The sequence below is a fragment of the uncultured Xanthomonas sp. genome (assembly GCF_964278005.1).
Lineage (GTDB): Bacteria > Pseudomonadota > Gammaproteobacteria > Xanthomonadales > Xanthomonadaceae > Xanthomonas_A > Xanthomonas_A sontii.
This window is the reverse complement of record NZ_CAXYKF010000006.1, coordinates 340,230-367,007: the sequence shown is the minus strand read 5'-3', so window position 1 is coordinate 367,007 and position 26,778 is coordinate 340,230. Positions and strand designations below refer to the sequence as shown.

Annotated in this window: 21 protein-coding genes; 14 read left to right on the top strand and 7 right to left on the bottom strand. The window is 64.5% G+C overall.

Going from position 1 to position 26,778, the window contains the following annotated elements:
- Positions 1–18: 18 nt before the first annotated feature.
- The 12 genes from ACHWVH_RS04040 to ACHWVH_RS03985 all read left to right on the top strand — a co-directional run bounded on the left by ACHWVH_RS04040 (position 19) and on the right by ACHWVH_RS03985 (position 16,831).
- Entirely contained in the window at positions 19–996 is a 978-nt protein-coding gene (locus tag ACHWVH_RS04040) for a YbhN family protein (RefSeq protein ID WP_394686711.1), read from the top strand.
- A gap of 121 nt (positions 997–1,117) precedes the next feature.
- Positions 1,118–2,506, top strand: coding sequence for a UbiA family prenyltransferase (locus ACHWVH_RS04035; protein ID WP_295924910.1), 1,389 nt, complete (start codon positions 1,118–1,120; stop codon positions 2,504–2,506).
- Positions 2,506–3,813 carry an FAD-dependent oxidoreductase gene (locus tag ACHWVH_RS04030; RefSeq protein WP_394686710.1) on the top strand — a complete coding sequence of 436 codons (1,308 nt, stop codon included), beginning with the start codon at positions 2,506–2,508 and terminating at the stop codon, positions 3,811–3,813. Before ACHWVH_RS04035 ends, ACHWVH_RS04030 begins: the two co-directional genes overlap by 1 nt.
- Positions 3,814–3,815: 2 nt before the next feature.
- Positions 3,816–4,544: an SDR family oxidoreductase gene (locus ACHWVH_RS04025; RefSeq protein WP_394686709.1), complete on the top strand. Its 729-nt coding sequence runs from the start codon at positions 3,816–3,818 to the stop codon at positions 4,542–4,544.
- 1 nt (position 4,545) lies between these two features.
- Positions 4,546–6,807 (top strand): hypothetical protein, encoded by a 2,262-nt coding sequence (locus tag ACHWVH_RS04020; RefSeq protein ID WP_394686708.1) that lies wholly within the window; start codon positions 4,546–4,548, stop codon positions 6,805–6,807.
- 315 nt (positions 6,808–7,122) lie between these two features.
- On the top strand, positions 7,123–8,067 hold the full coding sequence (locus ACHWVH_RS04015) for an NAD(P)-dependent oxidoreductase (RefSeq protein WP_295924878.1): 945 nt from the start codon (positions 7,123–7,125) through the stop codon (positions 8,065–8,067).
- Between the two features lie 22 nt (positions 8,068–8,089).
- A complete protein-coding gene (locus ACHWVH_RS04010) occupies positions 8,090–9,385 on the top strand; it encodes an NAD(P)/FAD-dependent oxidoreductase (protein WP_267123063.1) in 1,296 nt (431 codons plus the stop codon).
- Positions 9,382–11,268: a hypothetical protein gene (locus ACHWVH_RS04005; RefSeq protein ID WP_394686707.1), complete on the top strand. Its 1,887-nt coding sequence runs from the start codon at positions 9,382–9,384 to the stop codon at positions 11,266–11,268. The genes ACHWVH_RS04010 and ACHWVH_RS04005 overlap by 4 nt, the downstream gene beginning before the upstream one ends.
- Complete coding sequence (locus ACHWVH_RS04000; protein WP_267123061.1) at positions 11,265–11,666, top strand: GtrA family protein; 402 nt, start codon at positions 11,265–11,267, stop codon at positions 11,664–11,666. Before ACHWVH_RS04005 ends, ACHWVH_RS04000 begins: the two co-directional genes overlap by 4 nt.
- Before the next feature lie 71 nt (positions 11,667–11,737).
- Positions 11,738–12,556, top strand: coding sequence for an ABC transporter permease (locus ACHWVH_RS03995; RefSeq protein ID WP_267123060.1), 819 nt, complete (start codon positions 11,738–11,740; stop codon positions 12,554–12,556).
- Positions 12,546–13,862 (top strand): ABC transporter ATP-binding protein, encoded by a 1,317-nt coding sequence (locus ACHWVH_RS03990; RefSeq protein WP_267123059.1) that lies wholly within the window; start codon positions 12,546–12,548, stop codon positions 13,860–13,862. The genes ACHWVH_RS03995 and ACHWVH_RS03990 overlap by 11 nt, the downstream gene beginning before the upstream one ends.
- Positions 13,859–16,831, top strand: a complete 2,973-nt coding sequence (locus ACHWVH_RS03985) for an FkbM family methyltransferase (RefSeq protein ID WP_295924901.1) — start codon at positions 13,859–13,861, stop codon at positions 16,829–16,831. Before ACHWVH_RS03990 ends, ACHWVH_RS03985 begins: the two co-directional genes overlap by 4 nt.
- Before the next feature lie 87 nt (positions 16,832–16,918).
- On the opposite strand, the gene ACHWVH_RS03980 is transcribed toward ACHWVH_RS03985, so the two are convergent.
- From ACHWVH_RS03980 to ACHWVH_RS03960, 5 genes are all read right to left on the bottom strand, one after another.
- Positions 16,919–18,103 (bottom strand): cystathionine gamma-synthase, encoded by a 1,185-nt coding sequence (locus ACHWVH_RS03980; RefSeq protein ID WP_394686706.1) that lies wholly within the window; start codon positions 18,101–18,103, stop codon positions 16,919–16,921.
- 82 nt (positions 18,104–18,185) lie between these two features.
- Positions 18,186–19,556: a pyridoxal-phosphate dependent enzyme gene (locus tag ACHWVH_RS03975; RefSeq protein ID WP_148827338.1), complete on the bottom strand. Its 1,371-nt coding sequence runs from the start codon at positions 19,554–19,556 to the stop codon at positions 18,186–18,188.
- Between the two features lie 190 nt (positions 19,557–19,746).
- On the bottom strand, positions 19,747–19,965 hold the full coding sequence (locus tag ACHWVH_RS03970) for a YdcH family protein (protein ID WP_010340228.1): 219 nt from the start codon (positions 19,963–19,965) through the stop codon (positions 19,747–19,749).
- Positions 19,966–20,298: 333 nt separating this feature from the next.
- Positions 20,299–21,171, bottom strand: coding sequence for a hypothetical protein (locus tag ACHWVH_RS03965; RefSeq protein ID WP_342073132.1), 873 nt, complete (start codon positions 21,169–21,171; stop codon positions 20,299–20,301).
- A 17-nt stretch (positions 21,172–21,188) separates the two neighbouring features.
- A complete protein-coding gene (locus ACHWVH_RS03960; RefSeq protein ID WP_026144112.1) occupies positions 21,189–21,581 on the bottom strand; it encodes a DUF4398 domain-containing protein in 393 nt (130 codons plus the stop codon).
- 99 nt (positions 21,582–21,680) lie between these two features.
- Here ACHWVH_RS03960 and ACHWVH_RS03955 point away from each other — a divergent pair, with 99 nt between their 5' ends.
- A complete protein-coding gene (locus ACHWVH_RS03955) occupies positions 21,681–22,820 on the top strand; it encodes a PilT/PilU family type 4a pilus ATPase (RefSeq protein ID WP_017907532.1) in 1,140 nt (379 codons plus the stop codon).
- Between the two features lie 502 nt (positions 22,821–23,322).
- On the opposite strand, the gene maiA is transcribed toward ACHWVH_RS03955, so the two are convergent.
- Together maiA and ACHWVH_RS03945 are read right to left on the bottom strand one after the other, a co-directional pair.
- Positions 23,323–23,979 carry a maleylacetoacetate isomerase gene (maiA, locus tag ACHWVH_RS03950; RefSeq protein WP_295925199.1) on the bottom strand — a complete coding sequence of 219 codons (657 nt, stop codon included), beginning with the start codon at positions 23,977–23,979 and terminating at the stop codon, positions 23,323–23,325.
- Positions 23,980–24,068: 89 nt separating this feature from the next.
- On the bottom strand, positions 24,069–25,058 hold the full coding sequence (locus ACHWVH_RS03945; protein ID WP_017908490.1) for a fumarylacetoacetate hydrolase family protein: 990 nt from the start codon (positions 25,056–25,058) through the stop codon (positions 24,069–24,071).
- Positions 25,059–25,403: 345 nt separating this feature from the next.
- Between ACHWVH_RS03945 and ACHWVH_RS03940 the strand changes: the two genes are divergently transcribed.
- The gene (locus ACHWVH_RS03940; protein ID WP_043093333.1) at positions 25,404–26,777 is read left to right on the top strand and encodes a DEAD/DEAH box helicase; all 1,374 of its coding nucleotides are present in this window, start codon (positions 25,404–25,406) and stop codon (positions 26,775–26,777) included.
- The last annotated feature ends 1 nt before the right edge of the window (position 26,778 follow it).

The following is a 26,778-nucleotide window of genomic DNA, read 5'->3' as shown; positions in this document are numbered from 1 at the left end:
CGTCGCCGAGACCCGGGGATGATGCCGCACGGCGCCGATGGCGTGCCCGCGCCGCGCTACCGCGCGGATCATCTGACGTTGTTCGTCGTGCTGTTGTGCGGCGGCTACCTGGCCGCCCTGTGGTGGATCGACCGCGGCAACGGCACGTTCGCCCGGCTAGGCGCGATCTGGCCGTTGCTGGCGCTGGCGGTGCTGCCGGTCTCGGCCAGCTACCTGTTCCGCTTCTGGCGCTGGCGCTGGCTGCTGCAGCGACAAGGTCATGCGGTGCCGTTCTGGCTGGGCTGGGCCGCCTACCTGGCCGGCTTCGCCTTGACCGCTACCCCGGGCAAGGCCGGGGAATTGCTGCGCATCCGCTATTTCGCCCGTATGGGTGTGCCGGCAGGGCGGACGCTGGCGGTGTTCGTCTTCGAGCGCGCCTCCGATCTGCTGGTGATCCTGGCACTGTCGCTGCTGGCCGCGCCGGTCTTCCCCACCCTGGGCACCCTCGCCGCGGTGGTGCTGGGCTTCGTCGCCCTGCTGTTCGGCGCCGCCGCCTGGCCGGCCCTGCTGGCCTGGCTGGAGGGCATGGGACACCGCCTGCCCGGGCGCTGGCTACGGAGGACGGTTCAGTTCGCCGTGTTCGCCGCCGTGGAACTGCGTGCCTGCCTGGGCACCGCGCAGATGGCGCGCAGCCTGATCGCGGGCGCCGGCGCCTGGAGCCTGACCTCGGCGGTCTTCGTCGGGCTGTGCAGTGGCCTGGGCCTGGAGCTGGATCCGCTGGTCGCGTTCGGCATCTACCCGCTGGCGATGTTGATCGGCGCGCTGTCCTTCGTCCCAGGCGGGGTCGGCACCACCGAATTGGCGATCGTGCTGATGCTGGACCGGTTGGGCGTCGCCACCGCCGATGCGATCGCGGTCGCGGTGGCCGCGCGGCTGGTGACGCTCTGGTACGCGGTCGCCGTGGGCGCCCTGGCGATGGGCGCGACCGAATTCCTGCAACGGCGCCAACCCGACTGAGCGGGGCCAGGGCGGCTCCCAGGTATAATCGCGGCCCCGCTATGCATCACCAGGCCGCAGCATGTCCCTCCCCCCCAGCTCTCCCGCCGACCGCCCGGCTGTTTCAGGGCGCGCGCTCTGCGTGGATCTGGACGGTACGCTGCTGAATTCGGACATCCTCTACGAGTCCCTGCTGGCCCTGCTGGCGCGCAACCCGCTGTACGTGTTCCTGCTGCCGCTGTGGCTGCTGCGCGGCAAGGCCGCGCTGAAGCGCGAACTGGCCGCGCGGGTCACCCTCCCAGCCGAGACCCTGCCCTACAACGAGCACGTGCTGGAGTTGCTGCGCACCACGCCGCAGCGCCCGCGCGTGCTGTGCACCGCCTCCGACCAGTTGCTGGTCGCGCCGATCGCCGCGCACCTGGGCCTGTTCGAAGAGGTCATCGCCAGCGACGGCCAGCGCAACCTGTCCGGCCGCAACAAGGCCGACGTGCTGGTGCAGCGGTTCGGCGAAGGCAATTTCGACTATGCCGGCAATGGCCGCGTGGACCTGCACGTGTGGGACAAGGCCGGCGGCGCCTGGGTGGTCAACAACGGCAACAGCTTGCGCGCGGCCGCCGCGCAGCGCACCACCGTGCACGGGCACTGGCCGGCGCCGCCGCGCGCCCGCGCCTGGCTCAAGGCGCTGCGCCTGCACCAGTGGCTGAAGAACCTGCTGGTGTTCGTGCCGCTGCTCACCGCACACCGCTTCCTGGAGGGCGAATCGGTGCTGCAGTCGGTGATCGCCATGGTGGCGTTCGGACTGTGCGCTTCCGGCGTCTACGTGCTCAACGACTTGCTCGACCTCACGCCCGACCGCCAGCATCCGCGCAAGCGCAAGCGGCCGTTCGCCGCCGGGCGGCTGCCGCTGCTGCAGGGCCTGTTCGCCGCCCCCGCGCTGACCGTGGCCGGACTGGCGCTGTCGCTGGCCTGCAACCTGCACTTCACCCTGGTGTTGCTGGCCTACTACGTGATGACGCTGGCGTACTCGCTGCGGCTCAAGCGCATCGTGATGATCGACGTGGTGCTGCTGGCGGCGCTGTACACCGTGCGCATCATCGGCGGCGCGGTGGCCATCGACCTGGAACTGTCGTTCTGGCTGCTGGCGTTCTCGATGTTCATCTTCCTCTCGCTGGCGCTGCTCAAGCGCTACACCGAACTGCACGCGATGCTCGGCAGCGGCAAGACCAAGGCCAGCGGGCGCGCCTATTCGGTGGAAGACCTGGTGCTGCTGCAGTCGATGGGCGCGGCGGCCGGCTACATCGCGGTCATGGTGATGGCGCTGTACATCAACAGCCCGGAAAGCGTGCAGCTGTACCGGCATCCGAAGCTGCTGTGGCTGATCTGCCCTGTGCTGCTGTACTGGGTCAGCCGGGTCTGGATCGTGGCGCACCGCGGCGACATGCACGACGACCCGATCGTGTTCGCCGCCACCGACCGGGTCAGCCAGGTGGTCGTGGTGCTGTGCGGGCTGTTCGCGCTGAGCGCCATCTGATGGCCGATGCCGGGCAGTCCTGGGGACGCTATCCGCACGCGACGCAGACGCTGCTGCCGATCGCCGACCGGGCGGCGACCCTGCCGGCCTTCGCCGGCACGGCGCTGCCGCGCGGAAACGGCCGCAGCTACGGCGACAGTTGCCTCAATCCCGACGGCACCTTGCTGTGCGCGCGCGGCCTGGACCGCTTCATCGGCTTCGACCCGGCCTCCGGCCGGCTGCGCTGCGAGGCGGGAGTCACCCTCGCCGAGATCATCGACCTGGTCATGCCGCAGGGCTGGTTCCTGCCGGTGACGCCGGGCACCCGCTACGTCACCGTAGCCGGCGCCATCGCCAACGACGTGCACGGCAAGAACCATCACCGCACCGGCAACTTCGGCCACCACGTGCGCGCCTTCGAACTGCTGCGCAGCGACGGCAGCCGCCGCCTGTGCACGCCGCACGACGATGCCGAGGGCTGGTTCGCGGCCACGGTCGGCGGACTCGGCCTGACCGGGCTGATCACCTGGGCGGAGATCCAGTTGCGCCGCGTGCCGGGCCCGGCGCTGGAGACGGAGAACATCCGCTTCGGCTCGCTCGATGAGTTCTTCGCCCTGTCCGCCGCCTCGGCCGACAGCCACGAGTACAGCGTCGCCTGGATCGACTGCCTGGCCAGCGGGCGCGCCCGCGGCCGCGGCCATTTCACCCGCGCCGATCACTGCGCGGGCCTGCCCGAGGAGCGCCCGGCCTCGCCCGGCAAGGGCCTGGCGATGCCGCTGACCCCACCGGTCTCGCTGGTCAACAAGCTGTCGCTGCGGCCGTTCAACGCGCTGTACTACTGGCGCCAGCCCGCGCGCAGCAAGCGCCGGCTGAGCCATGTGCTGCCGTTCTTCTATCCGCTGGACGGCATCCGCCACTGGAACCGCATGTACGGCCCGCGTGGCTTCCTGCAGTACCAGTGCGTGCTGCCGCCGGCCACCGCACGCGACGGCGTGGATGCGCTGCTGGCGGAAATCGCCCGCAGCGGCAGCGGCTCCTTCCTGGCCGTGCTGAAGGAATTCGGCGACCTCCCCTCACGCGGCATGTTGTCCTTCCCGCGCCCGGGCACCACGCTGGCGCTGGATTTCCCCAACGACGGCGCCGACGTGCTGCGCCTGCTGGAGCGGCTGGACCGCATCGTCGACGCCGCCGGCGGCGCTCTGTACCCTGCCAAGGACGCGCGCATGTCCGCCGCCTCGTTCCAGCGCGCCTATGCCCGCTGGCAGGACTTCAGCCGCTATCTCGATCCCCGCTTTTCTTCCGGCTTCTGGCGCCGGGTCACGGAGTGAACATGCAACGCGTCCTCATCATCGGTGCCACCTCGGCCATCGCCGAGGCCACCGCCCGGCACTACGCCGCGCGCGGCGCGGCCCTCCATCTGGTCGGCCGCCAGGCCGCACGCCTGGACGCGATCGCGTCGGACCTGTCGGCGCGCGGCGGCAAGGCCAGTTGCGGCGTGCTCGACGTCAACGACAGCGCCGGCCATGCCGCAGCCTTCGATGCCGCCTGGGCCGCGCTGGGTGGCGTGGACGTGGTGCTGATCGCCCACGGCACGCTGCCCGACCAGGCCGCGTGCGACGCCTCCGTGGAGCTGTCGATGCGCGAGTTCGCCACCAACGGCACCTCCACGATCGCACTGTGCGCCGCGCTGGTGCCGCGCCTGCGCACGGGCGCGACGCTGGCGGTGATCTCGTCGGTGGCCGGCGACCGCGGCCGCGCCAGCAACTACCTGTACGGCAGTGCCAAGGCCGCGGTCAGCGCCTACCTGAGCGGCCTCGGCCAGCGCCTGCGCCCGGAGGGCATCAACGTGCTCACCATCAAGCCGGGTTTCGTCGATACGCCGATGACCGCCGCCTTCAAGAAGGGCGCGCTGTGGGCCAAGCCCGACCAGATCGCCAAGGGCATCCTGCGCGCCGTGGACGGTCGCCGCGCGGTCGCCTACCTGCCCGGTTTCTGGTGGGCGATCATGTTCGTCATCAAGTCCATTCCCGAATTCGTCTTCCGCAGGATCAAGCTCTGACATGCGCGATGAGCGCTCCAAGGCTTTCGCGGGCCGGGTTATCTCTCAATCACTTGATGGCCCTTATGTTGCCCAGGAGTTCCATTCAAGCGTTGGAAAGCTCGCACTGCCTGTGATCTTACTGATGTGCATGCTGCTTCTGGGCGGATGCAACTCTTATGGTAAGTCCGCGTTAGGTGTACATGGCGGTTGTGCGCCAAGCAGCTCTCCTTTTCTGAACCCAGACACCACTGTGGATGGGCAAATTACCTACTGCGAAGGTGGCGACAAATGGACTGGAACGCTTGAGTCACAGGTTTATCCAGCAGGCACCCAGAACGTCGTCGTCATGCTCAGCGGCTATCCCGGCTACCCGGGAGTTTCGGTCCACGCCATCAATGACGCGGGCGTGGAAGCACTTATACCTGTTTCCAGACAACCTCGCGATCGCTGGCAACCCATGGTACTTCAAGTACCGAGAGAGGTCTCGAAAGCTGCGTATCGTATTCGGATCAATGATCAGGCTACCGGTTCTTTCGGTTGGGCCGGCATGGGCGGATCCACTTTGCCCACAGGCCTGATTTTTGCCAAAGGCGCCTTACCAATTCTCGCTGCGGCACTTTTTGGGAATGCCTGGCTGATCGCAGTTTCCTTATGCCTACCAACTACTGCCCACCCACGTGAAAGTCTCCGCAATGGACTGCTTGCCGGCGGAACGTTATGGCTCACCCTTTTCAATACATACGTATTTTCTTTAGAACTGGGTAACGCGCTCACATGGATCCTATCAATTGCGCCATTTCCACTTGCCATTTTTATTGGATGGAGACGCCGCAGATTGATTGCCGACATCCTTGCAATGCAAAACTCGCTACTCCCCGTTTTGGCAGTTGCATTTCTTGTACTATGGACAGGACTTTTCCCATTCTATTGGAACGGCGAACCTGACGGCGCCCCAGCTAGTCGTTGGTGGCCATCGCTGGCAATCGACGCATGGCTGCCGATGTTATTCGGCAACATGCTCGAGAGCGGAAAATTGCTTGTGCCAATGACCGGCGACTGGCTGAGCAGCGATCGCCCTCCCCTTCAGACAGGCCTGTACCTATTAGTCTATAAGTTGATTCCTGGAAGCAGGGAGCTGGTTTATCAAGGTATATCAAGCTGGGCTCAGGCACTGGTACTTCTACCTTTAGCATCGCTGACCGAGCGCTTTATGACGAGGCGCGCTCAGATCGCAGCGCTCCTCACTCTAAGCTTGTCTGCACTGATGATTCTAAACACGCTATTCGTTTGGCCCAAGCTTCTAGCAGCCGCATTCTGCCTTATTTATTACATCGCCGCCTTCCCCGACGGAGGGAAACCAAGGCACTGGGGACAAGCGGGCGTTGCGGCAGCGCTGGCCTTACTGGCGCATGGTGGAGCATTGTTTTTCCTGGTGGGAGCATCGGTAGTCCACTTGGCTTGGTACAGGCGGAACAGCCTGGGAATGCTAATTAGGACTGCAGCCGTTACGCTCGCTCTGTATGGACCATGGATTGCTTATCAGCGCCTAATCGACCCTCCAGGAAATCGCCTTGTAAAATGGCATCTTGCAGGAAAAATCCCTGTAAGCAACGAAGGGGCATTACATGCCATTTTCAGCGCATATTCGCAATTGACTCCAGCAACCTGGCTCTCGTCGCGCATGGAAAACGTCGCCACAATCACAAAGGGCGCCATTTCCGTTCTTCGCGATGCGCCAAGAACTGCAATTGAGCGCGATCCAAACGCACTGCGGGATTTCATCAACGATGACTTTTACGGCTTATTTCACTCAATGTGGTTCGCGTCGCCCTTGCTGCTATTGCCCGGCTTGGCGTTAATTTGCTGGCGCACTAAACACAAAGTTCCAAACGACGTAGCGCTTAACGCACAGCTCAAGCTTGTCCAATTGGCAGCAACAGTGATCATTGCAACCACGCTCTGGGCCATTGTGATATTCCGGGGCGGAGAAGCGACTATCCATGTCGGAGCTTACGCATCCACATTGGCCCTGCAATTAGTAGTGCTGTCCATTGCCTGGCACACTAGCAAGACGCTCTTCTATACGATCTGCACGGCGAACATCATCGTCGCGTTGTCGGTCTATATATTCGACCGACGCTTCCTGCCCGGCCTAAACTTTATCTACGTCCTCGGAAACACCCTGTTCTGTAGCGGGCTATTGGCAGCCATTGCGTCGTCAACTGCAGGCCCTGGATGGCATGCGATCCGGCGCCCCCTCAGTGCCACCTCACTTACATGAAGATCGGCAAGTGCCTACACAACTCAACAAAAAAGGCTCTAGCAAAATCCATGCATTTGGAGGCATATGCGTGCCTGACTGGCAGCCCATGGAGTCATGTGGCTCAATGGTTTTTTCGGTATGATGAAATTCCGTCGATCTCGAGCCATCCCAAGGCGCAAAGCGACGCAACCTTCCGGACAGATGATAGGACCGATGTCCCGCATGAGAGCATTTGTGCCTTTGATGCTCCACCAAGGCGATCGCGCTATTTAGTAGTCTCCCGCCGAGTTTCCAGGACGACGCACCTACATCTCACTGATTTTTGGTTCATCTATGGCACAAAAAAATGAAAAAATTGTCTTGACAGGCGCTGCGGGCCTGGTAGGGCAGAATCTGATTGTCGAATTGAAGCAGCAGGGTTACACGTACCTGGTGGCAATCGACAAGCACGAACACAATCTGGACATCGTGCGCACGCTGCATCCGGAAGTACAGACGATACTCGCAGATCTTGCAGAGCCCGGGGATTGGGCCGAAGCGTTCGTAGGTGCAGGGTTGATAGTCCAGTTGCACGCGCAGATCACCGGCAAGACCACCGACCTGTTCACCCGCAACAACCTGACCGCGACCGCGCACGTGCTCGACGCCTGCCGCGCAGCGAAGGTGCCTTACATGGTGCACATCAGCTCCTCGGTGGTGAACTCCGTGGCCAAGGACGACTACACCAACACCAAGCGCGCCCAGGAAGAGATGGTGGTCGCCAGCGGCCTGCGTCACTGCGTGCTGCGCCCGACCCTGATGTTCGGCTGGTTCGATCCCAAGCACCTGGGCTGGCTGTCGCGCTTCATGGCCAAGACCCCGGTGTTCCCGATCCCGGGCGACGGCAGGTTCATGCGCCAGCCATTGTACGAGCGCGACTTCTGCCGCTGCATCGCCAAGTGCATCGAACGCGAACCGGACGGCGAGGTTTACGACATCGTCGGCGACACCCGCGTGGACTATGTCGACATCATCAAGACCATCAAGCGGGTCAAGAAGCTGCACACCCTGATCGTGCATATCCCGATCGGCTTCTTCGCCTTCCTGCTGCGCGTGTACTCGCTCTTCAGTTCCAAGCCACCGTTCACCGCCGACCAACTGAAGGCGCTGAGCGCCGGCGACGACTTCAAGGGCGTCGATACCGAGGCGGTGTTCGGCGTGCGCCAGACGCCGTTCGAAGACGCGATCCGCGAGAGCTATACCGACCCGCGCTACAGCCACATCGTGCTCAAGCGCTGAACCGTCATACGAGACTAGAACCATGAGTACATTCGCGATCGTCGGCAGCGGCCCCATGGGCCTGATGGCTGCCATGGAACTGCTGAAGAAGGGCCACCAGGTCGACGTCTACGAACGCGATGACCGCATCGGCGGCATGTCCGCGGACTTCGACTTCGACGGCCTGCGCATCGAGCGCTACTACCACTTCATCTGCAAGACCGATTTCCCGCTGTTCAAGCTGCTCGAGGACCTGAAGCTGTCCGACCGCCTGCACTGGACGGACACCAAGATGGGGTATTACTACCAGGGCAAGCTGCACAAGTGGGGCACGCCGTTCGCGCTGCTCGGCTTCCCGCACCTGGGGCTGGTCGACAAGATCCGCTACGCCCTGCACGTCATGCACACCAAGGGCATCAGCGACTGGACCGCGCTGGACAAGGAGAACGCGCGCGACTGGATCACCCGCTGGATCGGCCCCAAGGCCTACAAGGTGATGTGGGAAAAGGCGTTTGCGCTGAAGTTCTTCGAGTACCAGAACGACCTGTCCGCCTCGTGGATCGGCACCCGCATCAAGCGCGTGGCGCTGTCGCGGCGCAACCTGTTCAACGAAAGCATGGGCTATCTGGAAGGCGGCTCGGCCGTGCTGCTGGAACGCATGGCCGCGGAAGTCACACGCCTCGGTGGGCGCATCCTGCTGTCGCAACCGATCGAGGAAGTCGCCTCGGCCGACGGCAAGGTCACCGGCATCCGCACCCGCGACGGCCATCATGCCTACGACGGCGTGGTGTCGACGGCCCCGATCCAGTACGTGCCCGGCATGGTGCCCGGCCTGCCCAAGACCTTCGCCGACCAGGTCGCCGCGATCGAGAACATCCCCGTCGCCTGCGTGATCCTGAAGCTGTCCAAGCCGGTCAGCGAGAACTTCTGGATGAACATCAGCGACGAGCGGATCTCCATCCCCGGCCTGATCGAATACAGCAACCTCAACCCCGGCAAGGGCCCGGGCGAGCACATCGTGTATGCGCCCTACTACATGCCCAAGACCCATCCGAAATGGCAGTGGAGCAACCAGCAGCTGATCGACGAAGTCATCAGCTACCTGCCGATGATCAATCCGGACTTCAAGCCGGAGTGGATCCGCGCGACCCATTGCCATCGCTACGAGTATGCGCAGACCATCTGCCCGCCGGGCTTCCAGGACATGCTGCCGCCGATGAAGACGCCATTGCGGGGCTTCTACATGGCGGATACGGCGTACTACTACCCGGAAGATCGCTCGATCAACGAGAGCATCAATACAGCGCTGGCGCTGGTCGGTGAGGTTCTACGCGGATGAAGGCGCGGATGAAGGCAGCGCGCGTGCAGCTGGCAAGATGGTCTCATCCCCTGAACCCGATCTTCCTTCTGACGGTGCTGCTGATACCCATGATGGCCGTGCGGGCCTACCTGGTGCTGACCTACGGCAGCAGCAGCCCGTTCTGGGATCAATGGGACGCGGAGTTCGACAATCTGTTACTGCCTTTCCTGCGCGGGGAACTCGGCCTTGGCCACTTCTTCGCCGCGCACAACGAGCACCGTATCTTGTTCACCCGACTGATTTCGCTTGGGTTGTTCACCGCCAACAGCAACCAGTTCGACGCCAAGGTGGAAATGTTGCTGAACGTGCTGCCTCACGCAGCTGCCATCGGAACGATGGCCTGGATCGGCATGCGCACCCTCCCTGCTGCAGCCCGACCTCTTTTGGCGATAGGAGTCTTTGCGCTGGCAGCATCGCCATTGGATTGGGAAAACCTGATCGCAGGTTTCCAGAACCAGTTCTTCATCCTTGCATTGCTCTCGGTGGTCACTGCATGGCTGGCGTCGGCCGATGTACTCGGACGCAATCGCGTGCTGGCGATGGTGATTTGCGCAGGATTGGCCTTGTTTACCATGGCTTCGGGGGTATTCGCGGCAGCTGCGGCCGCTGGGTTGCTCATTCAACGGCTATCGGCGGCCGACGTGGATCGGCGCCAGGGAATGATCGCGCTTCTATTGATGCTGGCCATCGCTGCGGCGGGATTGCTGATGATGCCGAAGCCACCCCAAGGGGACAGCCTCAACTCTCACTCCGTCGAGCAGTTCTTGCACGCATTGAAGAATACGCTGGCATGGCCGCTGTCTCCGAATTGGATAAGCGCGGCCGTGCTGTGGCTACCGTCGGCAACGCTGATCATGCTGATGGTGAATCGGATGTTGGCGCGCGGCGCCGCGCCGCGTGGCGAGCGCTTCTCATTCGCCATTGCTGGCTGGGTATTGGTGCAAGCGGCAGCAATGGCATATTCGCGCGGAGGCGAAGTGCAGAACAGCGTGACCTCGCGCTACACCGACCTGCTGACGATTGGCGTCATCAATAACTTATGGTTAGTCCTGTACGCAAGCTTCCGTCAGGACAGCCGGTGGCCATCATGGACGCGCACCTTGGCGCCTGTCGCATTCATCGGATGGACTGCGCTAGGACTCTACCCCAGCCTACTCGCAGCCAAGGCCAGCATGGAGGAGCGCTCCAGAGCGGGCGCCAGCCAGGAGCGAATTCTGGCCAATTACTTGCGTGACGGGAACCTGGACGCCTTGCGCACCGCACCGGGGCGTTTTCCATACCCCGATGCCGAGCGCATTGCCAGGGTGCTCTCCGCGGACGATGCGGCGGGCATGATGCCAATGGAAATCCGTCGCCCACTGCCATTTAAGTTCGCCGACTGCAATGCTGTCAGCAGCCCTGGAGCATATACATCGTTGCCCGCCATGCCTTACGCACTGGGTACCTACACGCCTGGCAAAGGCGACGCCAACCTAGCCGATTGCAGCAGCGCAACCGTGGCAACCGATGGTGGCTGGATCGCGTACCGCCAAAGCGGTGCCGGTGCACCCTCGGTCGGCGCGCACCTGATCGGACACGACCATACCCTAGACCTGACGCGCCATGTGATTCAGGGTGAGCGCTGGCAAACGCGCCTGAAATGGCTGCCGGCCGACGAGTACAAGCTCCGCATCGTGGACTCGGATACGCACACATGGGTTGCGGTCACGCCTCCCGTCCAGATCGGCCGCCTGAGCTTGCTCCGCCTGTGGGCCCAGGAACGTGCTGGACGCTTGCTGTATGCCACACTGGTCCTTGTGCTGATGCTGCTGACGTATGCGGTCGTGCGGCCTCAGACCAAGCATGCGGCGACATCCGCATGAGCCGCCAATTCCTTCTGTTCGTCATCTGCGGCGGGACTGCGGCCGCCGTGAATGTAGGCAGCCGGATTCTTTTCAGCATGGCCGCGCCGTTCGAGGCAGCTGTTTGCCTGGCATATGTGCTCGGCATGCTTACAGCGTTTCTCCTCAATCGGATTCTGGTGTTCAAGGGTTCCGATCGCCCGATCGCACAACAGGCAGCGTGGTTCATCGGGATCAACGCCATCAGCCTGCTGCAGACCCTGGCGATCAGCATATTGCTCAAACGCTGGTTGCTGCCGGCGCTCAACTGGCCATTCGACATTCCACTGAGCGCCCACTTGGTCGGCGTGGCAGTACCTATCTTCACTGCCTACCTGGGACACAAGCACTTCACCTTTTCCCGCTCCAAGACCATCTGACGCATGGATGACATCCATGCGCGAAATGCCCACCCACAGTAGACTACCCGGTCAATCCAAACGCCCCTTGTATGGAAGCCCACCCTAGTTCTCCCGGCCATTTGGTCCGGTCACTGGTCATCAATCGCCGCCTTGTCGTTGCCTTGGCCGCACGTGAGATCGCAGCCCGCTACCGCGGCTCTCTGCTCGGCTTGGCCTGGGCGTTAGTGCAGCCGATTTTCATGCTGGCGATCTATACATTCGTCTTCAGCGAGGTGTTCAAAGCCCGCTGGCCAGGCGGTAGTGGCTCGCGAACAGAATTCGCGCTGGTCTTGTTCAGCGGCCTCCTGGTATTCAACTTGTTTTCGGAAGTCTTCAATCGAGCACCAGCGCTGATCGTCAGCAATGCCAACTACGTAAAGAAGGTGGTCTTCCCACTGGAAGTACTACCCTGGGTGAGTGTGCTGACCGCAATGTTCAGCCTCGTAGTGAACCTATTGGTCTGGATGGCGTTCTATCTGATCTCCACAGGATTGCCGCCGGTGACTGCGTTGCTTGCACCCGTGGTCATGCTCCCGATGATCCTCTTCATGACAGGAATCGCCTGGCTGCTTTCGGCACTTGGCGTATTCCTCCGCGATACGGCACAGATCACTGCGATCATCACTACCGCAGTAATGTTCCTGACCCCGATCTTTTATCCCATCGATGCGATTCCAGCCTCGTTTCGTCCGGTGCTCTACATCAATCCTCTGGCGCCGATTGTTTCACAAATGCGCGATGTACTGATGTGGGGCAAGGGCCTGGATCCGGTGACCTATCCGCTGTGTCTCGCGGTATCGATTGCCACCTTCTTCTTTGGCTACGCGTTCTTCCAACGCACGCGCAAGGGGTTCGCCGATGTGCTCTGACATCGCAATCCAGGTGCGCGACCTGGGCAAATGCTTCAATGTCTATGAGAAGCCTGCGCATCGCCTGATGCAGATGCTGTGGCGTGGACGTCGCAGGTACTATCGTGAGTTCTGGGCGCTTCGCGAGGTTGGTTTCACCATTCACCGTGGCGAAACCGTTGGCATCATCGGTCGCAATGGCGCGGGCAAATCCACACTGCTGCAAATGATCTGCGGTACGTTGACACCCACAGAGGGCGACATCACCGTCAACGGCCGTGTCGCCGCGCTGCTGGAACTGGGCGCTGGATTCAACCCCGAGTTTTCAGGCCGCGAGAATGTCTATCTAGCGGCATCGCTGTATGGGGTCGAACGTGAGGAAGTGAGCAGGCGATTTGCCGATATCGCCAGCTTCGCCGACATTGGCGACTTCATCGAACAGCCGGTGAAGACCTATTCCAGCGGCATGTACGTCCGCCTGGCCTTCGCGGTCATCGCCCATGTCGACGCAGATATCCTGATCATCGACGAGGCGCTGAGCGTGGGCGATGCCTATTTCCAGCAAAAATGCATGCGATTTCTCGCAAACTTCCAACGTGGCGGCGGAACCCTGCTGTTCGTCAGCCACGACATGGGCGCGGTGACCACTTTGTGTGCCTCCGCCGTACTGCTGCGTCGCCAGAATGGGCAGTACCAGTGCGACATCGGTTCGGCACGCGAGATCTCGGCACTGTACCTGCGTGAGTTGTACGCTGACCGTCAGGAGACGGCCCTGATCGCGCCGAACAATGCACTCAGGCAAGGCTCTTACGACGTCGACAACGTCGAACCCACGCATTTCCACGCAGGCGCCTTCCGCCCAGACGTTGACAGCTTCGGCGCTGGTGGCGCACGTATCGAAAATGCGGCATTCACTGACGTGGACGGCAATCCAGTCTCCGAATTCACGTCGCAGGATGATGTACGACTCACCGTCACTGCGCGCGCGCTAAAACCACTCAATTATCCTGCCATCGGATTCATGCTGAAGGATCGCAAGGGCCAGTATCTCGTTGCCGACAGCTCAGATAGCTACCTTCGGGAAGAAGCCATTGCGGTCGAACAAGGGAACACCTTCACGGTCACGTTCCAACTGCAGCTACCACGCCTGATCCGCGGCGAATACAGTCTGGATCTCGCACTCGCCGAAGGGCCAGGCGATGACCATGTGCAGCACCATTGGCTGCACGATGCCATCCTCCTGACCGCCCTCAACTCCCAACTCGTCCACGGCATCGCCGGCGCCCAACCGCTGGCGGTATCGTTCCGCACATTTCATCATTCATGACTATCATTACTGGACGCCACGGCGCTTTCGAAACACTTCCTGGTGACACCGTCATCGCGGACTCGCTGCGCTGGTACGGAGAATGGGCAGAGAACGAGCTCGAACTGCTCCGCCGCTTCGTTTCATCGGGAAGCGTTGTGGCCGACGTGGGCTCCTTCATCGGCACTCATGCAATCGCGTTCGCGCGTGCCGTTGGCAGCGTGGGCCACGTGCATGCGTTCGAACCCAGGCGCGACGCGTTTTCCATTCTTCAGCGCAATATTGAGCAAAATGGCCTGGCGAGCCAGATCACCGCACACAACGTCGGTGTCTCGGATTACCCAGGCACGATTTCGCTCGATGACACAATCGATGGAACACAGAACAAAGGTGGGCTAAGCCTGATCGACGCAGGCCAAGGATACGACGTTCGCATCATCACCCTCGACTCGCTTGCATTGTCGAGGCTGGACCTACTTAAAGTCGACGTTGAAGGCATGGAGGCGAAAGTTCTTATCGGTGCCACAAAGACGCTGCAGCGCTGCAGGCCGGTAATCTTCGCCGAGTTCAATTCCGTCGACGGCGCGGCAACCACCATGGCGGCTGTTGCGGACCTTGGATATACCGCCTATGGCGCGATCTACCCGGCATTCAATCCCGACAACTTCAACCAGTGCCCGGACAACTTCCATGGCGCAAACGCCGAATGCGGCCTGCTTCTGATCCCAAGCGAAGGCAAGCAAGAGAGTTTGCTCACGGAAGACATGCGCCCCATCGACTCCCTTGAGGACATTGTCGCGCTGCTTCTGGAGAAGCCTCAGTACCTGCCCGAGATCCTGCCAGATGCACCTGAAGTGACAGCGGTTCGTCGTAGCCGCATCGAAGCGCCACAGCCTCCTGCGCCAGCGTCCCGACCTCTGCACGTCGTGGCGCCTTTCTACTGCAACGAACATCTGGTCGCCCCGTTCATGCGCGGGCTGCGCAGCGTCGCGAGCGAACTCGTGCAGGCGCACGCCTCCGTCTGGCTCTACAACGACAGCCCAGATCACGAAGGGCTGCGTGTCGCACTGGCTGAAGCCGTAGCCGAGGGTGTTCCAGGGGTCGACGTGCGTACGCTTGCGAATGAAGGCAATTTGGGCTTCATCGGCACGTGTAACCGCGCCTTCGATCGGGCGATCGAGGAAGGCGCCGACGTCTTGCTGCTCAATTCGGACACGGAAGTCACCACCGGTGCGATTTCCGAAATACTGGCGGTGTCTACGCTCGATCCGATGATCGGCTTCGTCTGTCCGCGCAGCAATAACGCGACGCTGGCTACACTTCCGCACTCGATCGAACATGTGGACGTCTCCGCCGAACAGGCGCGCAGCCTGTTTCTTCCAATCGCACGCCGCTTGCCTCGTTCTTCGTTCATCCCGACGGCAGTGGGCTTTGCGCTGTGGATCCGCGGTACCGTGCTGGCCGAATTCGGCCACTTCGACACGGTGTACGGCAAGGGGTACAACGAGGAGAACGACCTCATCATGCGCGCCAACCGCGCAGGCTATCGCGCGGCCCTCGCCAACCATGCCTTCGTCTGGCATCAGGGCGAGCAATCGTTCTCGACAACCAACCAGCAACGCTCCGAACGCGAACAGGTCAATGCCGGCATCCTGCGCAAGCGCTACCCGGAGTACGACTCGCTCATCTATCGCTACTTCACCTCGCCAGAGTACCGCGCCGAGAGGCTGCTCGAAGCCCTGGAGCCAGTGGACGAGCGGCGCATCATCGCCTTCGATTTTTCATCGTTCGGGCCATTCCACAACGGCACGTTCGAATCCGGCATCAAACTGCTATCGGCTGCGCAGCGGTCCTGGCCGCAGGACACCCGAATCGGCGTCTACATCAGCAAAAAGGCCTGGAACTTCCACGGCCTGGATCGCCTCCCTGGAATCTTGCGTTTCGAACCGAACGATCAGAACGACAAGGTAGCTGCGATAGTACGCATCGGCCAGCCCTATCAGACCGGCACTCTGCTGCACCTGTTCGAGACCGCGCCGGTGGTGGGCATCTTCATGCTCGATACCATTTCCAGCGACTGCGGATATCTTCTGCTGGAGTTCGATGAAGACATCTGGCGTTTCGCGCTCGAAAACATGAGTGTGCTCTTCACCAACTCGCAGTTCACGCTCGACCGGATCCGTACGCGCTACACCATCGGCGCCTCGACGTTGCAGCGGGTATCCCTGCACTCGCTGGATCCGGCCGATTACGCCAGCTACCAGCCAAGCGACTCGGAAGGCTCGCATATCCTCGTCATCGGCAATCATTACGCGCACAAGTTTGTACGCGCGACAACCGATGCGCTGGCGATTGGACTACCCGACCACAAGATCATCGCGATCGGCTATCCGGACGACATCGAACTCCCCGCCAACGTGCAGTCCATCAAGGCGGGCGAGATCGACGAAGAGACATTCCAATCGTTCTACAGGGACTCGAAGGTCGTCGTCTTCCCGAGCCATTACGAAGGATTTGGCTTCCCGGTGCTGCACGCACTGGCGCACCATCGCCCGGTGATGGTGCGCGACACCGGGCTGAACCGCGAACTGGCCGACCACATCACCGCTTCGGCCAATATCCATCGTTATGAGACGACGCAGGAATTACTGCAAAAATTGCAGCATGCCATGCCGGTCTGGAGCGATGAATCTCGTGCCGGCGAAGTCGATGGCTGGCGTCGCTCGGCGCTGGAGGTACACGCGGCGCTGACGCTGGCAATGAACCAGGCCACCGGCTCACAGGTCGCATCCGTACTGCGGCGGGTTGATGCCCTCAAGCGTTCCGCCGCGCTCGCGGCGGAGATGGCAAGCTCGAACGCAGCCATGGCGACCTCAGGCCAGCGCGCCGGGCGTCGCTTGGGGCACATCATCGATCGTCTGTTGACGATTCCGGGTGCGGCGGCGGCGGCGCGCTTTGCCGCACGCATTTATCGCAGTCTCAGACGCTGACAAAGATGCGCGCTTTTTTGTCAGAAGCGCTTCTTACACATCGCCGATGGCGCCCTGGCAGGCAATGCCGGGGCGTTTACGCGGGGCCTAGGCTAACGCCCGCTCCAGATCCCCGCGCAAATCCCCCACATCCTCCACCCCCACGCTCAACCGCACCAGCGCATCGCTGATGCCGAGCTGCTCGCGCCGCGCGACCGGCACCGAAGCATGGGTCATCACCGCAGGATGGTTGACCAGGCTCTCCACGCCGCCGAGGGATTCGGCCAGGGTGAACAGGCGGGTGCGCTCGCAGAAGCGCTTGGCCGCGTCGAAGCCGCCCTTGAGCACGATCGAGACGATGCCGCCGTAGCCGCTCATCTGCCGGCCGGCCAGGGCGTGCTGCGGGTGCGAGGGCAGGCCCGGGTAGATCACCTTCTCCACCGCCGGGTGCGTCTCCAGCCACTGCGCCAGCGTCAGGGCGTTGTCGCAGTGCGCGCGCATGCGCAGCGGCAGGGTCTTCAGGCCGCGCAGGGCCAGGAAGCTGTCGAACGGGCCCTGCACGCCGCCCACCGAGTTCTGCAGGAAGGCCAACTGTTCGGCCAGCTCGGCGTTGTCGCCGACCACGGCCATGCCGCCGACCATGTCCGAGTGGCCGTTGAGGTACTTGGTCGCCGAATGCACCACGATGTCCGCGCCCAGGGCCAGCGGCCGCTGCAGCAGCGGCGAGGCGAAGGTGTTGTCGACCACCACCAGCAGGCCGTGCTTGCGCGCGATCGCGGCGATCGCCGCGATATCGACGATCTTGAGCATCGGATTGGTCGGGGTCTCGATCCACACCATCTTCGTGGTCGGGCGGATCGCCGCCTCGAACGCGGCCGGGTCGGTCAGGTCGACGAAGCCGAACTCCAGCGCGGCGGTGCGCTTGCGCACCCGCTCGAACAGGCGGTAGCTGCCGCCGTACAGGTCGTCCATCGCAATGACGTGGCTGCCGCTGTCCAGCAGTTCGATCACCGTGGCCGTCGCGGCCATGCCCGAGGCGAAGGCGAAGCCGCGGCTGCCGCCTTCCAGGGCCGCCACGCAGCGCTCGTAGGCGAAGCGGGTCGGGTTGTGGGTGCGCGAGTACTCGAAGCCCTGGTGTTCGCCGGGGCTGGACTGGGCGTAGGTGGAGGTCGCGTAGATCGGCGGCATCACCGCGCCGGTGGACGGGTCCGGGTGCTGTCCGCCATGGATGGCCAGGGTCGCCAGCGCCAGCGCGGGGCCGTCGCCATGGGGGTTCGACGTGTTGTCCGTCATGAAGGGTTACCGGAAAAGGGGCGTGATTCTAGCAGTGCGGTCTGAACGGCCCCATGCAGCGGGGCCGCGCCGACCGCAGGGATTACTGCACCCGGCGGCGCAGATAGTTGAGCAGGTCGATCCGGGTGATCAGGCCGAGGAAGGCGCCCTCGTTCATCACGATGGCGACCTGGCCACGGTCGAACACCGGCAGCAGGGCCTCGATCGGCGATTTGACGTCGAGCCGGTCGAGCTTGCTGACCATGGCCGTGGCGACGGGGTCGCGGAACCGCGCTTCATCGCCATATACATGCAACAAGACGTCGCTTTCGTCGACGATGCCGACCAGTTGGTCGCCTTCCATCACCGGCAGCTGCGACACGTCGTACAGCTTCATGCGCTGATACGCAGTAGTCAGCAGATCCTTGGGGCCGACCACCACCGTGTCGCGCTGGCTGTAGGGGCGCAGGATCAGGTCGCGCAGGTCGCCGTGCTGCGGGCGCTCCAAGAAGCCGTTGTCCAGCATCCAATAGTCGTTGTACATCTTCGACAGGTACTTGTTGCCGGTGTCGCAGACGAACACCAGCACGCGCTTGGGCTCGGTCTGTGCGCGGCAGTACTTCAGCGCCGCCGCCAGCAGGGTGCCGGTGGAGGAGCCGCCAAGGATGCCCTCCTTGGCCAGCAGTTCCCGCGCGGTGTGGAAGCTCTCGGCGTCGCTGATCGAATAGGCCTTCTTGACCCGGGTGAAATCGGAGATCGCCGGCAGGAAATCCTCGCCGATACCTTCCACCAGCCAGCTGCCGGACTTCTCGCTGACCGTGCCCTGCTCGATGTACTCGGTCAGGATCGAGCCGACCGGGTCGGCCAGGACCAGTTCGGTGTGCGGCGAGGCGGCGGCGAAGGCGCGCGACAGGCCGGTCATGGTGCCGGAGCTGCCGCAGCCGAACACGATCGCGTCCAGCCGGCCGTCCATCTGCCGCAGGATCTCCGGGCCGGTGCCGAACTCGTGCGCGGCCGGGTTGTCGGGGTTGCCGAACTGGTTGATGAAGTAGGCGCCCGGGGTCTCGGCAGCGATGCGCGCGGCCAGGTCCTGGTAGTACTCGGGGTGGCCCTTGGCCACGTCCGAGCGGGTCAGCACCACCTCGGCGCCCATCGCCTTGAGGTTGAAGATCTTCTCCCGGCTCATCTTGTCCGGCACCACCAGGATCAGCTTGTAGCCCTTCTGCTGGGCGACCAGGGCCAGGCCGATGCCGGTGTTGCCGGCGGTGCCCTCGACCAGCACCGCGCCGGGCTTGAGATCGCCGCGGCGCTCGGCCGCCTCGATCATCGACAGGCCGATGCGGTCCTTGATCGAGCCGCCGGGATTGGCGCTCTCCAGCTTCAGGTACAGCTCGCACACCCCGGTGTCGAGCTTGCTGGCCTTGACGATGGGGGTGTCGCCGATCAGATCGAGTACGGAGGAGTGAATGGCCATCGGGTCCGAATGCGTCGCGCCGCGGCAGCGGCTGGACCGGGCATTATCCGCGCTCGGGGAGGGAAAGTCAGAGAATGCGCGCGGCAGAGACGAAAAAAGCCGCGGTCGCGGCTTTCGGAGAGGATGACGCGGACGGTGGCAAGCCGACGAGGAGGCCAGCCACCGCCCGCGACAAGAGGGAATAGTACGGTCAGTGCGGCTTCTGCTCGTAAAGGCGCAGCAGCTTTTCCTTGGCGGCGAGCTTTTCGCGCTTCATCTGCGCCAGGGTGACATCGTCGATCGGCAGCACGCCGAGCTCGGCGTCCATGCACTTCTTGTCCAAGGTCTTGTGGCGCTGGTAGAGCTGCTTGAACTCCGGATCGGACTTGATCAACGCGTCGATTTCGGTCTGCGGTTGCCCTTCGAACATAGGAATAGCCTCCTTCAGCTAGAAACAAGAACGCCCCGGCCGCTGCGGCACGGGGCGTTGCCTGGGAGCGGAAGCGCGCGAGCCGCCGGCTGCACCGCCACAACGCCTGGAACCGCGGTTCCTGCGACGTCGGATTGCGGTGCGCGCCACTGCGTCATCGGCTCGAACTCCTCCGTTGGCACCAGGCGGCGGGAGTGCCGCCTGGAGTACCGACCCTACGCCTCCCCACCGCCGCGGACAAGAGAAGCAGGCCCGCTTTGCCGCATTCAGTTGCTCGGCGCTCAGGCCCAGGGAAAAACCCCGTTAAACGCCCGGGCGCAGGACACGACGCACTTAGGGCGCGATCACAACTTCGGCCGAACGGGCCTTGGTCGAGGCCCCCTTCTTGCCGACCGCCTGCACCCGGTTGGCGGCGACGCCACCGCCGACCAGGGCCGCGCGCAGGGCATCGGCGCGCTTCTGCGCCACCCCGGCGTCGGTGTCGTAGGCCTCGATCCGCACCTTGCCCTTGCTGATCTGCAGGTATTGCGACAGGGCCTTGGCCTGGTTGCTGGCATCGCCCGACAGCGCCGCCTTGCCGGCGCCGAAGGCCGCACCGGAGAAGGTGAAGACCTCGCCACGGGTCTCGAAGCGCGAGGCCGGCAGCTTGGTGCCGGCGACCAGCTCGGCCTCCTCGCGCGCCAGCTTGGCCGACTTCTGCTGCGCGGCGCTGAGCTTGGCGGTCTGCTGACCGGCGACGCTGGCCAGCGCCGCATCCGCATCTGCCCGTGCGGCCTGCTCGGCCTCGGCCGCCTGACGCAGACTCTCGGCCTCCTCGGCCTGGATCTGCGCCTGCACGCGCAGCCGCTCGGCCTCCTGCCGGGCCCGCGCGGCCTCGCGGCGGCTGGCCTCGATCAGCAGGTCGCTGCGGGTCTTCTCCAACTGGTCGACCTGACGACGGGCGATCTCGGCACGGGCCATGGTTTCGGCGATCTCGACCCGGCGCTCGGCCAGGTAGCGCGCTTCGTCGCGCTCCTTGCGCTTGGCGTTGGCGAAGTTGGCCACTGCCTGCTGCGCCTGCAGGCGTTCGTAGGCGGCGACATCGGCGTTGAGCGGATCGGCCTGCAGCGCCACCAGGCGCTGGTTGAGCACGGCCAGTTCCGGGTCGTCCGCGGCCATCGCGCCCAGCGGCGCCAGCAGCAACGCCAGCAGGGCCAGGCGGCGCATTCCGTGCAGGGCGCGGCTCATGGACGACCCTCCCCGGTGCCCAGGGTCTGTTGCAGCTGGGCCACCTCGGCCTGGCGCTGCTTCAACTGTGCATTGGCCACCGCCTCCTCGCTGCGCGCGCGCGCAAGGTCGGCATCGGCGGCCACACGCAGGGCCAGTTGCGGCGCGGTCTTGCGCTGGCGGCGGTCGAGCGCGGCCTGTTGCGCCTGTTCCAGGCCCTGTCGGGCGCTGGCCAGCAGGTCCGGCGCGTACTGGTCGGCATCGGCCTGGACCGCACGCTGCACCGCCTGCTGCGCGGACAGCAGCTCCGGCGAAGCCACCTGGGCGAACGCGGCCGGCGCGGCGAACAACGCCAATGCGCAGGCCATCACATACTGCTGACAACGGAAGTGTGCGAAGCTAGTTTTCATCTAGGGGGGCCGTGGACGGAGACGTCGGTCACGGCCATTGTCGGAAGCCTGTGGCGCGCTTGCAACGGGCGATTGCGGATCGTTGGGGAACCATTGCGCATGGATATCGGCTATTTCCTGAAGCTGATGACCGAAAAGAACGCCTCGGACATGTTCCTGACCACGGGAGCACCGGTCTATATCAAGATCGAAGGCAAGCTGTACCCGCTCGGCGCCACCGGCCTGCCGCCGGGCATGGTCAAGAAGATCGCCTACTCGTTGATGGACGAGGGCCAGGTGCCGCAGTTCGAGCGGGAGCTGGAATTGAACATGGCCATCGCCCTGCAGGACGCCGGGCGCTTCCGCGTCAACGTGTTCAAGCAGCGCGGCGAGGTCGGCATGGTGATCCGCGCGATCCGCAGCAAGATCCCCAGCATCGAGGAGCTGCACCTGCCGCAGGTGCTCAAGGATGTGATCATGACCCCGCGCGGGCTGGTCCTGGTGGTCGGCTCCACCGGCTCGGGCAAGTCCACCTCGCTGGCGTCGATGATCGACTACCGCAACAGCACCACCACCGGGCACATCCTCACCATCGAGGACCCGATCGAGTACCTGCACAAGCACAAGATGTCCATCGTCAACCAGCGCGAGGTCGGCCTGGACACCCACGCCTTCCACAACGCACTGAAGAACGCGATGCGCGAGGCGCCGGACGTGATCCTGATCGGCGAGATCCTGGACGCGGAAACCATGGAGGCGGCCATCGCCTTCGCCGAGACCGGACATCTGTGCCTGGCCACCCTGCACTCCAACAACGCCGACCAGACCATCGAGCGCATCCTCAACTTCTTCCCCGAGAGCGCGCACAAGAACGTGCTGATGAACCTGTCGCTGAACCTGCGCGCGGTGATCTCGCAGCGCCTGGTCAAGGACAGCAGCGGCCGCCGCCGGCCGGCCTCGGAAGTGCTGCTCAACACGCCGATGATCCGCGACCTGCTGCGCCGCGGCCAGGTCCACGAGATCAAGCAGGCGATGGAGGAGTCGCTGGAGGAAGGCATGGAGACCTTCGACCAGTGCCTGTTCCGCATGGTCAAGCAGGGCCAGATCGAGCAGGAGGAAGCGCTGCGCGCGGCCGACTCGCGCGACGGCCTGGCCCTCAAGTTCCGCCTGTCCGAAGGCGGCAGCGGCGAGCACGATCCCTACGCCGACTACGACAGCGGCCCCAGCGCCGCGCCGCGGATCACCCACGGCTTCGTCTGAGGCGTCGCCGTGTTGTCGTAGGCGCGGTTTCAGCCGCGACCGGACGTTCGCAGCCGCCTGGTCGAACTGGCCCCGCAGCGACGGCGGCAACGACCGACCGCAGGTCCAGCGGCGGTCGCCGCGGGTCGCCCTTGCGCGGGCAAACGCCACTTCCACACAATTGCGCGTCGGGACTGAAGTCCCTCCCACAGTGCACCCAGCGAGTGCGCCGCAAGCGCGTGTGGAAGCGACTTCCGTTGCGACACGTGAAGGCCGAAGTATCCGGAAAACTGCAGTCGGGACTGAAGTCCCTCCCACAGTGCGCCCAGCGAGTGCGCCGCAAGCGCGTGTGGAAGCGACTTCCGTTGCGACGCGTGAAGGCCGAAGTGTCCGGAAAACTGCAGTCGGGACTGAAGTCCCTCCCACATCCTCATGCTCACCGGTGCGGCAGGGGCTGGTGGCCGACTGGCAGCAGCGGATGCCCGGTCGCGGCTGAAGCCGCTCCTGCGACGATAGTCCCAGCTTACTGCGCGTCGGGCTGGTGTTCCGGGCGCGCCGCGTCGAATGCCGGCAGCGCCAGGCAGGCGCGCTCGATCCGCTCCAGGGTCGGGTAGGCCTGCAGATCCACGCCGAAGCGGCGCGCGTTGTAGAGCTGCGGCACCAGGCAGCAGTCCGCCAGGCCCGGCTGCTCGCCGTGGCAGAAGCGTCCGGTGTCGGGCGACTCGGCCAGCAACTGCTCCAGCGCATCGAAACCGGTCTGCATCCAGTGCCGCATCCACTCTTCGCGCTCTGGTTGCGGCACGTTCCAGGCGCTCCCGAAGAACTGCGTCACGCGCAGGTTGTTGAGCGGGTGGATGTCGCAGGCGATCAGTTGCGCCAGACCGCGCACGCGGGCGCGATCGATCGGCGCGTCCGGCAGCAGCGGCGGCTCCGGCCAGCGCTCGTCCAGGTACTCCAGGATCGCCAGCGATTGGCGGATCGGCTGGCCCTCGTGGCACAGGGTCGGCACCAGTTCCTGCGGGTTCAACCGCGCATATTCCGGCGAGTGCTGCTGTCCGCCGTCGCGCACCAGGTGCACCGGCAGCGACTGGTAGGCCAGACGCTTGAGCTCCAGCCCGATGCGCACCCGGTACGCGGCGCTGGAGCGCCAGTAGGTGTAGAGCTGCAGTGCCTCGTCCATGCCCGCCTCCGTCTGCGCAATCGACAACGATACCGGTGGACACCCGGGCTGCGGCGCCGCCGGTCGCCCCGGCAGCGCCGCCGGCCGGGTCAGGGCAGCGGCGCCTGCTCGATGCGCTGCTCGATCGCGCCGAAGATGCTCACTCCGTCACGGTCCAGCATCTCGATCCGCACCACGTCGCCGAAGGACATGTACGGCGTGCTCGGCTTGCCGTCGCGCAGGGTTTCCACGGTGCGCTGTTCGGCGAAGCAGGAGGCACCGCGTGTGGTGTCCTGGTTGGCGATGGTGCCCGAGCCGACCACCGCGCCCGCCGCCAGCGGCCGGGTCTTGGCCGCGTGCGCGACCAGCTGCGCGAAATCGAACTGCATGTCCTCGCCCGCCTCGGGGGCGCCGAACCAGGCGCCGTTGATATGGGTCAGCAGCGGCAGATGCACCTTGTTGCCCTGCCAGGCCTCGCCCAGTTCGTCGGGGGTGACGAACACCGGCGACAGCGCCGAACGCGGCTTGGACTGCACGAAGCCGAAGCCCTTGGCCAGTTCCGGCGGAATCAGGTTGCGTAGCGACACGTCGTTGACCAGGCCGATCAACTGGATGTGCGCGGCGGCCTGCGCCGGGCTGACCGCCATCGGCACGTCGTCGGTCACCACCACGATCTCGGCTTCCAGGTCGATGCCGTAGTCCTCGCTGACCACCTTGACCGCATCGCGCGGGCCGTAGAAGCCGGCGCTGACCGCCTGGTACATCAGCGGGTCGGTGTAGAAGCTCTCCGGCACCTCGGCGCCGCGCGCGCGGCGCACGCGCTCGACGTGCGGCAGATAGGCGCTGCCGTCGAGGAACTCGTAGGCGCGCGGCAGCGGTGCCGCCAGCGCGGCCATGTCCAGGTCGAACTGGCCGTCGGCGCTGCCGTCGTTGAGCGACTCGGACAGCGCGTTCAGGCGCGGGGCGAGGTTGCTCCAGTCCTCCAGCGCGCGTTGCAGGGTCGGCGCGATGCCGGTGGCGCGCACGGCGCGGGTCAGATCGCGGGACACGACGATCAGGGTGCCGTCGCGACCGCCTTCCTTCAGGGAACCTAGCTTCATGTCCGTCCAGTGCTGGGGGCTGAGCCGGCGATTGTACGGCCAGACGCCGGCTTGGTTTCAACTGAAACGGACCCGCATTTTGTGCAGCGCGCCAATTCAGGTACACTGCGCCGGTCTGCATGCGGCCGTCCGTTTCCCTCAGGGATCGCCGGCGAGGCCAGGATCGCAACGATCCGACTCGCCCGCCCCGCCCGACGCCTTTCGTGGTGCCGACGAACCCCAGCCTCGCGCTGCGGGTTGATCCACCCTCTCGCAGCGCGGTTCACGGGAACGCTCCGAGCCTCACCTACTTGCGCCTGCGCGCCGGGTCCGTCCCGGCGTCGGCGCGTTATCCGGAGCATTCTCATGTCGTTCGAATCCCTGGGCCTCGCGCCCTTCCTGCTGCGCGCGTTGGCCGAGCAGGGCTACGAAACCCCCACCCCGATCCAGGCACAGGCCATCCCCGTCGCGCTGGAAGGCCATGACCTGATGGCCGGCGCGCAGACCGGCACCGGCAAGACCGCCGCGTTCGGCCTGCCGCTGCTGCAGCACCTGGGCACTTCGCCGCAGTCGGTGGGCCCCGGCCCGCGCAAGCCGCGCGCGCTGATCCTGACCCCGACCCGCGAACTGGCCACCCAGGTCCACGACAGCCTGCGCGGCTACAGCAAGTACCTGCGCATCCCCAGCACCACCATCTACGGCGGCGTGGGCATGGGCAACCAGCTCGACGCGCTGCGCCGCGGCGTGGACCTGCTGATCGCCTGCCCGGGCCGCCTGCTCGACCACCTCGAGCGCCGCAGCGTGGACCTGTCGGGCATCGAGATCCTGGTGCTGGACGAAGCCGACCGCATGCTCGACATGGGCTTCCTGCCGTCGATCAAGCGCATCCTCGCCAAGCTGCCCAAGCAGAACCGGCAGACCCTGCTGTTCTCGGCCACCTTCGAGGAAGGCATCAAGCAGCTGGCCCGCGAGTTCATGCACGACCCGCAGGAAATCCAGGCCACCCCGAGCAACACCGTGGCCGACACCATCACCCACCGCGTGCATCCGGTGGACGGTGCGCGCAAGCGCGAACTGCTGCTGCACCTGCTGGCCGCCGACTCGCGCAAGCAGACCCTGGTGTTCGCCCGCACCAAGCACGGTGCCGACAAGCTGACCATGTTCCTGGACAAGTCCGGGTTGAAGACCGCGGCGATCCATGGCAACAAGAGCCAGGGCCAGCGCCTGCGCGCATTGAGCGACTTCAAGGCCGGCCGCATCACCGTGCTGGTGGCGACCGACATCGCCGCGCGCGGCATCGACATCGACCAGTTGCCCAAGGTCATCAACTACGACCTGCCGATGGTCGCCGAGGACTACGTGCACCGCATCGGCCGCACCGGCCGCAACGGTTCGACCGGCGAGGCGATCTCGCTGGTGGCGCAGGACGAGGCCAAGCTGCTGCGCGCGATCGCACGCATGCTCAAGCGCGAGATGGACATCCGCGACGTGCCGGGCTTCGAGCCGGTCACGCCGATCCGCTGGGGCAACAACAACCCGCCGGACGAGCGTCCGGGCGGCCAGCGCCCGCCGCGTCGCGGCAGCCACGCCCGTCGCGGCCATGGCGATGCGCCGGCGCACGCGCATGCGCACGCCGGCAGCAAGAAGCCCGGCGGCAGCCACGCCGACGGCGCCCGCCGCCAGGGCCAGGGCCGCCGCCACGGCAACGGCGGCGGCAACCGCCCCGCCGCGCCGCGCTGAT

What these genes read in the sequence shown, in the direction of transcription:
- ACHWVH_RS04040 (WP_394686711.1), top strand. Translation starts at nt 19, where the DNA reads ATGATGCCGCACGGCGCCGATGGCGTGCCCGCGCCGCGCTACCGCGCG.
- ACHWVH_RS04030 (WP_394686710.1), top strand. Translation starts at nt 2,506, where the DNA reads ATGGCCGATGCCGGGCAGTCCTGGGGACGCTATCCGCACGCGACGCAG.
- ACHWVH_RS04025 (WP_394686709.1), top strand. Translation starts at nt 3,816, where the DNA reads ATGCAACGCGTCCTCATCATCGGTGCCACCTCGGCCATCGCCGAGGCC.
- ACHWVH_RS04020 (WP_394686708.1), top strand. Translation starts at nt 4,546, where the DNA reads ATGCGCGATGAGCGCTCCAAGGCTTTCGCGGGCCGGGTTATCTCTCAA.
- ACHWVH_RS04015 (WP_295924878.1), top strand. Translation starts at nt 7,123, where the DNA reads ATGGCACAAAAAAATGAAAAAATTGTCTTGACAGGCGCTGCGGGCCTG.
- ACHWVH_RS04010 (WP_267123063.1), top strand. Translation starts at nt 8,090, where the DNA reads ATGAGTACATTCGCGATCGTCGGCAGCGGCCCCATGGGCCTGATGGCT.
- ACHWVH_RS04005 (WP_394686707.1), top strand. Translation starts at nt 9,382, where the DNA reads ATGAAGGCGCGGATGAAGGCAGCGCGCGTGCAGCTGGCAAGATGGTCT.
- ACHWVH_RS04000 (WP_267123061.1), top strand. Translation starts at nt 11,265, where the DNA reads ATGAGCCGCCAATTCCTTCTGTTCGTCATCTGCGGCGGGACTGCGGCC.
- ACHWVH_RS03995 (WP_267123060.1), top strand. Translation starts at nt 11,738, where the DNA reads ATGGAAGCCCACCCTAGTTCTCCCGGCCATTTGGTCCGGTCACTGGTC.
- ACHWVH_RS03990 (WP_267123059.1), top strand. Translation starts at nt 12,546, where the DNA reads ATGTGCTCTGACATCGCAATCCAGGTGCGCGACCTGGGCAAATGCTTC.
- ACHWVH_RS03985 (WP_295924901.1), top strand. Translation starts at nt 13,859, where the DNA reads ATGACTATCATTACTGGACGCCACGGCGCTTTCGAAACACTTCCTGGT.
- ACHWVH_RS03980 (WP_394686706.1), bottom strand. Translation starts at nt 18,103, where the DNA reads ATGACGGACAACACGTCGAACCCCCATGGCGACGGCCCCGCGCTGGCG.
- ACHWVH_RS03975 (WP_148827338.1), bottom strand. Translation starts at nt 19,556, where the DNA reads ATGGCCATTCACTCCTCCGTACTCGATCTGATCGGCGACACCCCCATC.
- ACHWVH_RS03970 (WP_010340228.1), bottom strand. Translation starts at nt 19,965, where the DNA reads ATGTTCGAAGGGCAACCGCAGACCGAAATCGACGCGTTGATCAAGTCC.
- ACHWVH_RS03965 (WP_342073132.1), bottom strand. Translation starts at nt 21,171, where the DNA reads ATGCGCCGCCTGGCCCTGCTGGCGTTGCTGCTGGCGCCGCTGGGCGCG.
- ACHWVH_RS03960 (WP_026144112.1), bottom strand. Translation starts at nt 21,581, where the DNA reads ATGAAAACTAGCTTCGCACACTTCCGTTGTCAGCAGTATGTGATGGCC.
- ACHWVH_RS03955 (WP_017907532.1), top strand. Translation starts at nt 21,681, where the DNA reads ATGGATATCGGCTATTTCCTGAAGCTGATGACCGAAAAGAACGCCTCG.
- maiA (WP_295925199.1), bottom strand. Translation starts at nt 23,979, where the DNA reads ATGGACGAGGCACTGCAGCTCTACACCTACTGGCGCTCCAGCGCCGCG.
- ACHWVH_RS03945 (WP_017908490.1), bottom strand. Translation starts at nt 25,058, where the DNA reads ATGAAGCTAGGTTCCCTGAAGGAAGGCGGTCGCGACGGCACCCTGATC.
- ACHWVH_RS03940 (WP_043093333.1), top strand. Translation starts at nt 25,404, where the DNA reads ATGTCGTTCGAATCCCTGGGCCTCGCGCCCTTCCTGCTGCGCGCGTTG.